Source organism: Daejeonella sp. (assembly GCF_044232565.1).
In the GTDB taxonomy this organism is placed as follows: Bacteria; Bacteroidota; Bacteroidia; order Sphingobacteriales; family Sphingobacteriaceae; genus Daejeonella.
In genome coordinates, this window is sequence record NZ_JBIILQ010000004.1 from 21,344 (window position 1) to 34,427 (window position 13,084).

The 13,084-nt window shown below is 34.3% G+C and carries 11 protein-coding genes; 6 read left to right on the forward strand and 5 right to left on the reverse strand.

Going from position 1 to position 13,084, the window contains the following annotated elements:
* Positions 1-23: 23 nt before the first annotated feature.
* The 4 genes from ACILQF_RS00675 to ACILQF_RS00690 form a co-directional block, all read right to left on the reverse strand.
* Complete coding sequence (locus ACILQF_RS00675) at positions 24-608, reverse strand: TIGR00730 family Rossman fold protein (protein WP_395625486.1); 585 nt, start codon at positions 606-608, stop codon at positions 24-26.
* Positions 609-1,215: 607 nt separating this feature from the next.
* A complete protein-coding gene (gene guaB / locus ACILQF_RS00680) occupies positions 1,216-2,685 on the reverse strand; it encodes an IMP dehydrogenase (RefSeq protein ID WP_395625487.1) in 1,470 nt (489 codons plus the stop codon).
* A 137-nt stretch (positions 2,686-2,822) separates the two neighbouring features.
* Positions 2,823-4,097, reverse strand: a complete 1,275-nt coding sequence (locus ACILQF_RS00685) for a M16 family metallopeptidase (protein WP_395625488.1) — start codon at positions 4,095-4,097, stop codon at positions 2,823-2,825.
* Between the two features lies 1 nt (position 4,098).
* Positions 4,099-5,334, reverse strand: coding sequence for a M16 family metallopeptidase (locus tag ACILQF_RS00690; protein WP_395625489.1), 1,236 nt, complete (start codon positions 5,332-5,334; stop codon positions 4,099-4,101).
* Positions 5,335-5,522: 188 nt separating this feature from the next.
* On the opposite strand from ACILQF_RS00690, the gene mqnC reads away from it, so the two are divergent.
* The 6 genes from mqnC (at position 5,523) to ACILQF_RS00720 (ending at position 11,911) form a co-directional block, all read left to right on the forward strand.
* Positions 5,523-6,647 carry a cyclic dehypoxanthinyl futalosine synthase gene (mqnC, locus tag ACILQF_RS00695; RefSeq protein WP_395625490.1) on the forward strand — a complete coding sequence of 375 codons (1,125 nt, stop codon included), beginning with the start codon at positions 5,523-5,525 and terminating at the stop codon, positions 6,645-6,647.
* Positions 6,648-6,735: 88 nt separating this feature from the next.
* Positions 6,736-7,518: a LytR/AlgR family response regulator transcription factor gene (locus ACILQF_RS00700; RefSeq protein ID WP_395625491.1), complete on the forward strand. Its 783-nt coding sequence runs from the start codon at positions 6,736-6,738 to the stop codon at positions 7,516-7,518.
* 278 nt (positions 7,519-7,796) lie between these two features.
* Positions 7,797-9,620, forward strand: coding sequence for a histidine kinase (locus ACILQF_RS00705; protein WP_395625492.1), 1,824 nt, complete (start codon positions 7,797-7,799; stop codon positions 9,618-9,620).
* A gap of 230 nt (positions 9,621-9,850) precedes the next feature.
* Complete coding sequence (scpB, locus tag ACILQF_RS00710) at positions 9,851-10,417, forward strand: SMC-Scp complex subunit ScpB (RefSeq protein WP_395625493.1); 567 nt, start codon at positions 9,851-9,853, stop codon at positions 10,415-10,417.
* A gap of 104 nt (positions 10,418-10,521) precedes the next feature.
* Positions 10,522-10,722 carry a hypothetical protein gene (locus ACILQF_RS00715; RefSeq protein WP_395625494.1) on the forward strand — a complete coding sequence of 67 codons (201 nt, stop codon included), beginning with the start codon at positions 10,522-10,524 and terminating at the stop codon, positions 10,720-10,722.
* Between the two features lie 70 nt (positions 10,723-10,792).
* Positions 10,793-11,911 carry a GNAT family N-acetyltransferase gene (locus ACILQF_RS00720; RefSeq protein WP_395625495.1) on the forward strand — a complete coding sequence of 373 codons (1,119 nt, stop codon included), beginning with the start codon at positions 10,793-10,795 and terminating at the stop codon, positions 11,909-11,911.
* Between the two features lie 348 nt (positions 11,912-12,259).
* Here the strand turns inward: ACILQF_RS00720 and ACILQF_RS00725 are convergent, their stop codons facing one another.
* Positions 12,260-12,595 (reverse strand): helix-turn-helix domain-containing protein, encoded by a 336-nt coding sequence (locus ACILQF_RS00725; protein WP_395625496.1) that lies wholly within the window; start codon positions 12,593-12,595, stop codon positions 12,260-12,262.
* Positions 12,596-13,084 lie beyond the last annotated feature (489 nt).

Genomic DNA, 13,084 nt, shown 5'->3' on the forward strand with positions numbered 1-13,084 from the left:
GTGAGTTGAAAATAAATATCTAATTAAGTCAAATTTCTATCTCTAAACCAAACATCATCTGGCTTTGAATCAAACTGTTCCATCAAAGAAACGAGCTTTGCAGGATTTTCATGCGACAATACTAAATCTCGGTTAATTGGCTTTAAAAATTTCTTATCCACCATCATATCCATTTGCAAAAGCAATGGATCATAAAACCCTCCCACATTTAAAATTCCGATAGGATTATTATGCAATCCGAGTTGTAACCAAGTAAGAACTTCGAAAAACTCTTCCATAGTTCCAAAACCACCCGGCAAAGTAATGATGCCATCCGTAATATCGGCCATTTTCTGCTTTCTTTGATGCATATTCTCTGTTATGATCAATTCTGTCAATCCTGTATGCCCAACCTCCTTGTCCATTAAAAACTGAGGAATTACTCCAATTGCCTTCCCTCCACGCTCTAAAACTGCATCAGCAATCAATCCCATTACCCCTACTCTACCACCACCAAAAACTAAAGTTATTTCCTTTTCAGCAAATACATCCGCCAAATCATGTATTGCCTTAAGTAACAAAGGATCACCACTAAAGTTTGCGCCGCAGAATACAGAAATTGATTTCATTTTTTATGAGATATTATGAATAATGTTTTTAAATAAAAACCAAAGCTACATATTAAGATGGAAAATGGCAGGTTGGAAAGTGGAAAATAATGGCGAGAGGGGTGTCGGAGGTATGAGGTATGAGGTATGGCAAGCGACATCTGGGATTTGTTTTAGATCAGTTTGGACAGGGTAAAATTGATAAAAGGGAAGTGTAATGGGTAGTTTTATCATCAGGCAAATTACTAGCTCACATCTCCATAGCCTGGCTTCGAGAAAACCTCAGCCACCTAACAACTCTAATCAGGAAAGTGAATATCCGCCCAGCCTGACAACGGCCAACCGACAACTGATTCCTACTAACCAGCAAATTACTAGCTCACATCTCCATAGCCTGGCTTCGAGAAAACCTCAGCCACCTAACAACTCTAATCAGGAAAGTGAATATCCGCCCAGCCCGACAACGGACAACCGACAACTGATTCCTACTAACCAGCAAATTACTAGCTCACATCTCCATAGCCTGGCTTCGAGAAAACCTCAGCCACCTAACAACTCTAATCAGGAAAGTAAATATCCGCCCAGCCTGACAACGGCCAACCGACAACCGAAAACTGATTCCTACTAACTACCTACTATAATTCGGTGCTTCCTTAGTTATCGTAATATCATGCGGGTGACTTTCGCGCATTCCTGCTGCAGTAATTTTTACAAATCTAGCATCTTGAAGGTCGCTAATTGTTGCTGAACCACAATAGCCCATACTTGCTCTCAACCCGCCAATTAATTGATACATCACTTCCGCTAGTGTTCCTTTAAATGGTACTCGGCCAACGATACCTTCTGGGACTAATTTCTTTATATCATCTTCCACATCTTGGAAATAACGATCTTTCGATCCCTGCTCCATAGCCTCAATTGAGCCCATTCCGCGATAAGATTTAAACTTTCTGCTTTCATAAATAATAGTCTCACCCGGTGATTCTTCCACTCCAGCAAATAGAGAACCTGCCATAATGGTACTTGCACCTGCCGCAATTGCCTTAGCGATATCACCAGTCTGCTTGATACCACCATCAGCGATAACTGGCACACCGCGACCTTTAAGTGCCTTAGCGCACTCATAAACAGCATATAATTGCGGAACACCAACACCTGCAATAATTCGAGTTGTACAAATTGAACCTGGTCCGATACCCACCTTAACCGCATCTGCGCCCGCATCTGCAAGCGCAATTGCTGCCTCACCTGTAGCAATGTTGCCAACAACCACCTGAAGATCAGGATATTTCGCTTTAACTTCTTTTAATTTTAGAATTACACCCTTTGAATGACCGTGAGCCGTATCAATGGTTATCACATCTACACCAGCCTTAACTAGTGCATCAACACGCTCAATTGTATCGGCTGTTACGCCTACTGCAGCGCCTACCCTTAGGCGGCCATGTTCATCTTTACATGCATTTGGAAAATTTTTGAATTTCTGTATGTCTTTGAACGTAATCAATCCAGTTAAAAACCCATTCTTATCAACAACGGGAAGTTTCTCAATTTTATAATCTTGAAGAATTTCTTCTGCCTGCTTCAATGTGGTACCTGACGGAGCGGTAATTAAGTTTTCCTTGGTCATCACATCCCGAACAGGACGTTTCATGTCTTTCTGAAAGCGAAGGTCGCGGTTTGTAATAATTCCTACCAATTTTCGATCCGTAGAAATTACCGGAATGCCACCAATCTTATAATCCTTCATGATTAAAAACGCATCCGAAACTAGTGCATCTTCATCCAGCGTAACTGGATCTTGAATAATCCCACTCTCTGAGCGCTTAACTTTTCGTACCTCATCTGCCTGCTGAGCAATGCTCATGTTTTTATGAAGCATACCTATTCCTCCGGCCTGTGCAATAGCAATGGCAAGACCCGACTCCGTAACAGTATCCATTGCTGCCGAAACAATTGGAACGTTCAATTTTATTTTGCGCGTAAAATACGTACTAGTATCTACATCACGTGGTAAAACTTCTGAATAAGCTGGAATTAATAGGACGTCGTCGTAGGTAAGTCCTTCGGAAACGAATTTTTCTGGATCTAAGTGCATAGCAAATAATTGAGGGTTATTATTTGCCAGACAAAAATAGACAAAAATAATGAAAATGCGAAATCGTCTTAGAAAAGCCTATACAAAATGTCTGATTTGAATGCCTTAATAAAAGGAAGCAAACCAGACATTTCGAACTATTTTTTACCTACAATTACCTTTTCTAAGGAATTGAAGCTTAAGTATTTATTAGCTATTGCCTGAACTTCTTGGATGTTAATATTTCTTAGGGTATGAATATATCTTGAATAATAATCGTAATCGAGTCCAGAAAAGTAAATATTTTTGAATTTATCGGCATGCGATAGTGAGTTTTCGAGGCTTCCCAACATGGAACCAAGCATATAATTCTTAACTAATGACAATTCATCTTCAGTAACAAGCTGTTCTTTTAAAATCGTAATTTCCTTTTCAATTTCGGTAAGGGCGGCGCTACAAACATCAGCTCCAACTTCAGAGGCGATAAAGAAATAACCTGTATTTTTCAAAGATACCAATGCAGATCCAATACCATAAGTAAAACCTTTATCCTCGCGAATATTAGCCATCAATCTGGAACCAAAATACCCTCCCAAAATAGTATTAACAACCTGTAAAGCAGGAAAATCCGGATGTATTCTGTTAATTGAAATTTGTCCGATACGTATCGCCGATTGCAAAGCATCCTCCCGTTCAAGATAATGCATGGCACCTGCTCCCACTTCAAAATTGAATTTATTTTCTTGAACATCTAATGCACTATCCCAATCTTTACCAAAATAGTTGTCGATCAGCGAAATTGTATTTTCTTTCACCTTCCCTGAGACTATTACAGTGCAATTCCGGGCTTGATAGGCCTGTTTAAAATAGCTCAGTAATTGCTCCCTATCCAATTGATCATAGTCACTAGCTGAAACATCATAGCCATAAAGTGTATCTCCAAATAAGACCTTACTAAAGGTTTTACGACTCAAAAAGTCATTCTTTTCGAGGCTCACACTCAACTTTTGTTTCTGATTTCTTATCAAAGTATCTAATTCAACCTGTGGGAAATTAGAATCAGAAATAATTGCCTTCACGATAGGTAAGGTATTTGCCAAATGCTTGTTTAGGGTAAAAAGCGTTACTGTAGAATGATCATTAGCATATTCCGTTTGAAGAAATGCACCATAATAATCAATTTTATCCGCTATTTCAGTTGAACTTAGCTCTGAAGTCCCATCATTCAGCATCGTATTAGTTGCGAATGTTTGCAAGGGCTTTTCGGAATCATAATTTATATTTGAAAAAATAAATTCGATACGAACAAGATCCTGTTCTCCCCCATCAATACTGAATACTTTTAGGCCGTTTGCTAAAATAATAGGCTTGGCTCTAATTAAATCTATATTTTCAACCTCCCGAAATGCCGGTGCAATTGCTCTTTCTATCATTTTAATTCGCTAAATAGTATAAAGTTGATGAATTTTCTTTTCGGAAGATATGTTTTGCCTGATCTCGAATATCCTCAGCACTAACATTCAGATACTTTTGTGTTTCCACATTCAGTTCATTTGCATCTCCAAGTAATTCAAAATAAGCAAGATTCATGGCCTTGTCTAATAAACTCATTTCAGAGAATTCCATGGTGGATTCCATTTTGTTTTTGACTTTTGTAAGTTCAGCTTCCGGAACCAATTCGGTACTAATCCGGTTTAATTCTTCCCAGATTGCAGCCTCTGCAAGCTCCATTGAAACGCCAGGTAAAGGTTTACCCTCAACAACAAATAAACCTGCATCCAGACTACCAGTTAAATAGGCATTAATATCGCTAAATAACTTCCTATCTTTCAGTAAGTTACGGAATAATCTTGAAGAGTTTCCTCTTGATAAGATATCAGAAACCAAGTCTGCAGCATAATAACCTGCTTCAGTTCTTGCTGGCATATGAAAAACCTTATAAATAGCATTTAAAGGCACATTAGCATGAACAGTTTCCTTACGCTCCTCTGTTTGATCGTCTTCTACAGGTAATAATCTTGGTAATTTCTCTCCAGATGGAATATTTCCGAACCACTTCTCCGCTAAACGCTTTACCTCTTCCACTTTCACATCACCGCCAACAACCATTATGGCGTTTGAAGGATTATAGTGGCGACTAAAAAATGCTTTTACATCATCAATATTGGCGTTTTCTATGTGGTCAAGCGACTTTCCAATGGTTGCCCATTGATAAGGGTGTTCCTTATAAGCCATTGGTCTCAACTTAAGCCAAACATCTCCATAAGGCTGATTGAGGTAGCGTTGTTTAAACTCTTCGCAAACAACATTTCTTTGCACTTCCAAACTTTTTTCAGAAAATGCGAGGCTCAACATCCTATCACTTTCCAACCAAAAAGCAGTTTCTAGATTTACCGAAGGAAGCGTGATATAGTAATTGGTAATATCATTACTTGTGAAGGCATTGTTTTCGCCGCCAACACGTTGTAAAGGCTCATCATAAGAAGGAATATTGACTGAGCCACCAAACATTAAATGCTCAAATAGGTGGGCAAAACCAGTTTGATCCGGATGCTCGTCGCGTGCACCTACATCATACAAAATATTAACAACCGCCATGGGAGTAGTTGGATCTTCATGAACCAGTACTTTAAGACCATTTAAAAGGGTAAAACGTTCGAAAGAAACCATAAATTAGATACAAATTAGAATAGCAAATTTACGGAATTTTTAGAGATTTTGACTGATTATCATGCCCAATTAATAGCCAATAGCTTAGCTGAAGATTATCAAAATTAAAATAATTTACTGATTGTCATATTCTATCATTTGCCAATTGACTATTTCATACCTTTATAAAATCTATCTTATATTTGCCTATGAATACTTCTGAACTGCTAATTCGGGCACTAAACTTTGAATTCCTCACTGCTGACGAGGGATTGTTTCTTTTTAAAAATGCAAGCACATCAGATTTGATGTACACGGCAAATGAGCTTCGAAAAAAGCAAGTACCGCATAATAAAGTCACCTGGATTATCGACCGAAATGTAAATACAACCAATGTTTGTATTGCCAATTGCAAATTCTGCAATTTCTTCAGAAGACCCGGTCACGATGAAAGCTATATTACCGATATTGAGACCTATAAGGTTAAAATTGAAGAAACTTTTCGTTTTGGTGGAGATCAGCTTTTATTACAGGGTGGGCATCATCCAGACCTTGGTTTACAATTTTATGTCGATTTATTTAAACAACTCAAAGAATTATACCCTAGCCTCAAATTACACTCTTTAGGTCCGCCGGAAATTGCCCACATTGCCAAACTTGAGGGACTAAGCCACACAGAAGTTTTAAAAGCTTTAATGGAGGCAGGTTTAGATTCTCTTCCTGGAGCAGGTGCTGAAATACTAAATGACAGAGTAAGAAGATTAATTTCAAAAGGCAAATGCGGAGGCCAAGAATGGCTGGATGTAATGCGTGCTGCCCATCAATTGGGCTTAACCACATCTGCAACTATGATGTTCGGACATATAGAAACACTGGAGGAACGTTTTGAGCATTTAGTATGGCTGCGTGAAGTTCAGTCTGAAAAACCAGTAAATTCCAAAGGATTTATCGCCTTTATTCCATGGCCTTTTCAGGATGATGGTACTCTTTTAAAGAAAGTTAGAGGAATAACTAATCAGGTTAGTGCAGACGAATATATCAGAATGATTGCATTAAGTCGTATCATGCTTCCTAATGTGAAAAATATTCAGGCCTCTTGGTTAACAGTGGGTAAACAAGTTGCGCAGATATGCTTGCATGCTGGCGCTAATGACTTTGGATCCATAATGATTGAGGAGAATGTGGTATCTGCAGCGGGCGCTCCACATCGATTTACTTCGCAAGGAATACAAGATTCGATTAAAGAAGCAGGTTTTGAAGCACAACTAAGAACCCAGCAATATGAGTTCAGAGAGCTACCTGAAATGACCGAGCAACAAGTAATTGAGTACTAATACTCAAAAAAACATACCGTTTACTAATTTTTATTGTATTATTGAGTTTATTACCAATACTTTAGGTAGTGTACGTAATTTATGAAATATGACAATAAATGCGCTTATCGTTGACGATGAAGAATATTCTCGCAAATCATTGTACTTCCTATTGGATGCACATTGCCCAAATGTAAAAATTAAAGGCATCGCCAAATCAGTTGCCGAAGCAAAAAAAATGCTTGTAACTGGTAATATTGATTTGGTTTTCCTCGACATTGCCATGCCAATTGAAGATGGTTTCAATTTACTACCTGATCTTCAAAAGACAAATTCATCGGTTATTTTTACAACAGCTTATGATCAATACAGCTTAAAGGCTATGAAAGCAAATGCTATTGATTATATTTTAAAGCCTATCGATATCGAGGAATTAAAGCAGTCAGTAAATAAGGCAGTTTATTTAAGAGAACTAATTATAAACAATCAAACAAACAACGAAAATAAGAATACCCAATTGCAAAACCTTGAGGAGAACTTGGATGATCTCAAAAAAATAAATAAAATCAATCTCCCAAACTCAAATGGATTCCAAATACTAAATGTAAATCAGATTGTTTATGTTTTGGCAGATAGCAATTACTCCGTTTTTTACCTTGTAAACAAGGAAAGTATCATGGTATCTAGACACTTGAAGGAGTATCAAGAACTTCTTGAAAAATCCGGATTTAGCAGGATTCATAAATCAACCATAATTAATTTAAAGCACCTGAGTGATTATACCAACAAAAATGGCTTGATTGTTAAATTATCAGACAATTCTGAGCACGTAGTCTCAAGACGACGTTCCTCTGAATTCTTGGATACAGTAAGACATTATTTTAGGCGATAAACATAATTTGGTTTTTTATAATAATTGCCGTTTACTAATTAAAATGCACCACATACTCATTAATTTTTTAGAGTGAATTTAAATAGAATCATATTCATCAAATATATTTAATATTAAAATCTTGAACGATGCAATTATTTATCACAAGGCAATTTTAACGTTGATATTAAAAAAGGCGGCTGGAGCGTTTGGGGCGCTTCACCGCCTTTATTACATCTAAAAAGGAACAATTATGAATTTTTTTATTTTTAATCTAAGTAAATTAAAATCTGATTGAATTGAAAAATAAAGTATTTATTTCTGCCTATTTGATAACCATCTTATTGGCAACTTTCTTTTTTTTATTCTATTCTTTCAGGCTTGAAAGCCCATTTACTATCTCTATTAAGAAAATATTTTGCGAATCTTCAGCAGGTATTAATAGAAAAGATACGCTAAACATTAATAACCTAAATAATACTGCTTTTGATTTAAGGCTCATTGATCCATCAAAAACCATTATCCTAGCAGATAGTGCGTTAAAATTAGCAAGCTCATTAAATTATACTCAAGGTATTGGAGAGGCGCATAGACTAAAAGGAATAGGAAGTTTTTATTTAAATGATAATGAAAAGGCAATCAAAAACTACCTACTAGCATTAAACGATTTCACCATAATTAATGACTTAAAAAAACAGGCATGGGTTTACAACAATATCGGAAAACTTTATGGAGCTCATGACTATAGTAAATCATTAGAATACTTTAAAAAATCATTAGAAATCTCAAGCAAGTTGGGAGACGAAGAATTAAATGCAGGTTTATATTTTAGCATTGCATCAATTTATCAAGCCAAGTCTAGATTTAAAGAAGCGCTTTTCAATTACAACCGTAGCAATACAATATTTGAAGCAAAAAGAGATACAATGAACATGATTATAAATTGTCTTTTTACTGGGACTGTTTATTATCAACTAAAAAACTATAAAGAGGCAGAATTACGAATTAAAAAGGCTATTGATGGTTCTTTAAAAAGGAAATTATATCCAACACTCATAGACTCTTACACATGCCTTGCTAAGATAAATTATGAACAAGGTAAATTTAAAGCAACTGAAAAAAATATAAATGCAGGATTAAAATATTCAAATATAAATGAAAATAAGCGCTTTGAATATGATTTGCTTCATGCTGCATATCAGCTTGAATTTAAAAGAATGAATTATGAAAAAGCTTTAAAATACTTAATTCAAATCCATAAATATGATAGCTTACTCTCATCAAAGAATCAAAGTGAAAATATTGGAAAGACCAAGCGAAACCGTCTTCAACAATTAAAAATCCAAGAAAATGAATTGGTAATAGAGGAATCAAAATACAAAGAAACATTTTATTGGTGGACGCTCACAATTATTTTTCTGCTGGTATTAGTTTCCATTTTAATTGGACTTGGTACTTATTTCGTGTTCCAAAAAATTAGAAGAAGAAAAGACATCCAATTAGAAAATAGGATTACTCTACTTGAACAAAAAACACTTCAAGGAATGATGAACCCTCATTTTATCTTTAATATTCTAAGTACTATCCAATATTTCATTAATCAAGAGGATTCTAAAGAAGCCAATAAAATACTCACCATCTTTGCAAGATTGATGCGCAAACACCTTGAAATCTGTTTAAAAAGCTCCATTACACTCGCTGAAGAAATTGAATACCTCTCACTGTATCTTGCACTTGAGAAAATCAGGTTTTATGAAAAAATGGATTACGAGATTAATGTTCGTGACAATATCGATCCAGAAGAAATCACTTTACCCCCAATGCTAATTCAACCATTTATAGAGAATGCGATTTGGCATGGCATCATCCCAAAAGACAATAAAGGATTGGTAAAACTCGATTTTACGCTTCAGAACGATGAACTTCAGATTAAAATAATAGATGATGGAATTGGAATTTCAAATTCCAAAATTAACAAATCAAGCAGTCATATTAGTAGAGGTTTGGAGTTAATTCAGGAAAGAGTAAAACTTTTGAATAAGCTTAGTGGGAAAAAGATCAGTATTTCTAAAATCCAAACTGGCAATTCAGGAACAGAAATTCTAATTATAATACCTATATAAAAGAGGGAGCAATTTGCTCCCTCTTTTATAAACCAAAACTAAACCAAAAAATTTCCAAATCCATGTATAACATCGAGATCTAATGAAATCTCAAATAATAATTCTTACAGATTAGTACATTTAACGGGAAAAATGATAAAGTATTATATTGGAACATAAAAAAATTATCTGATGTAATTTATTTTTAAAAAACATCTTTTTGAATAATAATCATTGTGTTATGTTTGTCTATGCATTTTGACAAGATCCAGAATTTTATTGAAGCATTAATTTTCGCATCAGATAAAAGCATTACTGAAGAGGAAATTTTTCAGGTTTTATCCGAAATAATGGATGAGCCATTAAAAATTGAAGAAATTAGAGAACAAATTGAAGGCATAGGTTTTAAGTATAAAGAATTAGATCTTGCTATAGAATTGGTTCACTTAAATAGTGGTTATCAATTTCTGACCAAGAAAAATTACCACCTAGTAATTAACCACTTACAAATACAAAGATCTAGGAAAAAACTAAGTCAGGCAGCACTCGAAACTCTATCAATCATTGCCTATAAGCAACCTATTACTAAGCTTGAGCTCGAACAAATTAGAGGAGTAAATTGTGATTATACAGTCCAGAAACTACTCGAAAAAGAATTAATTAGCATAACTGGAAAAGCAGATACTGTAGGTAAACCACTTTTATACAGCACTAGTAATATCTTTATGGATTATTTTGGGATAAATTCAACAAAAGACCTTCCACAAATTAATGATTTAAAATCTGAAACAAATACAATTGGAGAACAAACAGAATGAAAATTCCATTTCAAATAAAAATTTAAAAAAAACAGCTTTGAAATTCAAAAACTTCTTAATTTTATATCAATAATAAATCGAGAATAAAGTGTAAATTTCCAAAGATGAAGTCGCCAAAAAAAACAACAAAAAGTGAAGGGCCAATTAAAAAAGCAGGGAAAGGTCCAGTGAAGGAGCAAAACAAATTGACAGATCCTAAAGAATTAAATCGACCTACTCTTGATGAGGATGATGAATTTGACATCCCATTAGATGATGACATACAGGATTTCGACAATTTTGATGATGAGGACGACGACTTTTAAATAAAAAGACCTCTTTAACTATTAGGCATTCAGTTTTCTGGATGCTTTTTTTAATTAATTCCATAACAAAATGATTTTAAAAGAAGTTGATAATTCCACTCTATCGGCCGAATTACTAAATGTTGCACGTGAACTTTATAAAAATGATCCGTTTTGGGTTTGTCCACTAGATAAAGATATTCAGGCTGTATTTGACCCAAAAAAAAATAATTTTCATTCACATGGAAGCTGTACAAGATGGGTTTTAAAATCAATCGACGGAAAACTTATCGGCCGTATTGCAGCATTTATTAATGAAAATAAGGCTTATCAATCAGCACAAGCAACCGGAGGAATAGGCTTTTTTGAATGCATTAACGATAAAGAAGCTGCTAATTTGCTTTTTGAAGCCGCTAAAAACTGGCTTTCTGAAAGAGGAATGAAAGCAATGGATGGCCCAATTAATTTTGGAGAGAATGACAGCTTTTGGGGATTATTAATTGAAGGATTCACTACACCTTCATATGGGATGAACTATCATCACTCCTACTACCAAAAACTATTTGCTGATTACGGTTTTAAAGTTTTGTATGAACAGATTACCAATCATCTTGAAATAAAAAAACCATTCCCAGAACGTTTTACTAAAATTGCACAATGGGTTGCCAACAAACCTGGATATACTTTTAAACATTTAGAAGTGAACAAGCTTGAGGCCTACGCAAGAGATTTTGCAGAGATTTACAATGATGCTTGGCAGAATTTCGAAAATTTTGTTCCTTTAGAAACAAAGGGCATTCTTGAAAGTTTTAACAAGATGAAAACTGTCATGGATGAGAAGCTTATTTGGTTCGCCTATATTAATGGAGAACCAGCCTCAGTAATAGTAATGATTCCAGATGCCAACCAAATGATTAAAAGTTTTAATGGAAAACTCGGAATTATAGAGAAATTAAAATTTTTGTACTACCGTTGGAAAGGGGTGAAAAGAATGCGTGCGGTTGTTATGGGTACAAAAAAAGCACATCAGAAACTGGGATTAGAATCAGCACTATTTATAAAACTGAAGGAGTATGTAATCCCCAAAAACCAATATGAAGAACTAGAATTATCTTGGGTAGGTGATTTTAATGATAAAATGTTATCAATTCACGAAGCAACAGGAGCAGTATTCGGTAAAAAGCACGCTACATTGAGAAGAGTGTTTTAATACTAGATTGCTAATAAAAAAAAATGAAAAACAATTGTCAAAACTAGGGTTTATAATAATCCCCTGAAAGATGAAATAAATCCTTAAAAAAAAATTTAGTCTACGATATTTAAAAGAAATACTATTTTTCGATTTGAACTATCAAGAAATTTCCATGTAATAATATAACTAGCTATTACAGTAAAAAACAGAGATGCTTTTTGGACAAAAAAACGATATCTAAAGTGGAAACCTATAAAAAAAACCAAATCTGAAGAATTCAGGTGATTTAATAATGATTTTATTTAATAGGTAAATTTTATGCTTAATTTAAGAAACATAAATTTACCCATCAAACAACAATTTCTATTACTTTTTTAAGGAACGAAGTTCTTCATACAACTCAATCATCTTCTTTTGAAGATCAATAAGCTCAGCCTCTCGCTCATGAAGCTTTTGACTAAGGTTTTCTACTTCAGTATTATAGCTCTCTAAACCTTCTTGATCATTAAATGTAAGAAGCTGAACAACAGACATTTCGAACAACTTAGAAATTTGCTCAAGTCTTGATAAATTAATATCAGTGATACCAGTTTCGATTTTCGAAAAAGCTGGGATTGAAATTTCTAATTGTTTAGCAACATCCTCTTGGCTCCAGCTTTTTTGATGTCTTAATAAGCGAATTTTTTTTCCTAATGTTTTCATTTGTTTGTTTTTTCTTGGTAGAATGGTTTTTTGTTTACTATTTCAATAATTCAGCTGTGATTTATTAATTACAAATTGAAACTTTATTTCTTTCTAATTCAATAACAAGGATACAATTACATTGTTTTTAATTCCCCTTAAAAAATTAATTAATAATTAGCTCAGAATCATTAATGGAATTAAATTTTAAAGCTCCAAAAACTAATTTTTTTTTTTCAAACTAACTGTATATAAAATTCAATAAGCTCAAAAGATAAAATGAATTTCTATTGTATTTAAAAAAGCAACTAAAGACTTAAAATTACCGAAAAATAATTTAATTACTTTGCAACATTATAGATTAAAAAGATAAAAACCATGGTTATTGGACTAGAATAAGTATAATTACTTATTAGAAAAAACGAATTTAGCGGACACCCATGCATTAAGAACTTTATGTCCATTATATTTAAATCCAATCGAATCGCATTTTTTCTTAATAATTTCTAA

Coding starts and splice junctions, on each gene's coding strand:
- ACILQF_RS00675 (WP_395625486.1), bottom strand. CDS start 608: ATGAAATCAATTTCTGTATTCTGCGGCGCAAACTTTAGTGGTGATCCT.
- guaB (WP_395625487.1), bottom strand. CDS start 2,685: ATGCACTTAGATCCAGAAAAATTCGTTTCCGAAGGACTTACCTACGAC.
- ACILQF_RS00685 (WP_395625488.1), bottom strand. CDS start 4,097: ATGATAGAAAGAGCAATTGCACCGGCATTTCGGGAGGTTGAAAATATA.
- ACILQF_RS00690 (WP_395625489.1), bottom strand. CDS start 5,334: ATGGTTTCTTTCGAACGTTTTACCCTTTTAAATGGTCTTAAAGTACTG.
- mqnC (WP_395625490.1), top strand. CDS start 5,523: ATGAATACTTCTGAACTGCTAATTCGGGCACTAAACTTTGAATTCCTC.
- ACILQF_RS00700 (WP_395625491.1), top strand. CDS start 6,736: ATGACAATAAATGCGCTTATCGTTGACGATGAAGAATATTCTCGCAAA.
- scpB (WP_395625493.1), top strand. CDS start 9,851: ATGCATTTTGACAAGATCCAGAATTTTATTGAAGCATTAATTTTCGCA.
- ACILQF_RS00715 (WP_395625494.1), top strand. CDS start 10,522: ATGAAGTCGCCAAAAAAAACAACAAAAAGTGAAGGGCCAATTAAAAAA.
- ACILQF_RS00720 (WP_395625495.1), top strand. CDS start 10,793: ATGATTTTAAAAGAAGTTGATAATTCCACTCTATCGGCCGAATTACTA.
- ACILQF_RS00725 (WP_395625496.1), bottom strand. CDS start 12,595: ATGAAAACATTAGGAAAAAAAATTCGCTTATTAAGACATCAAAAAAGC.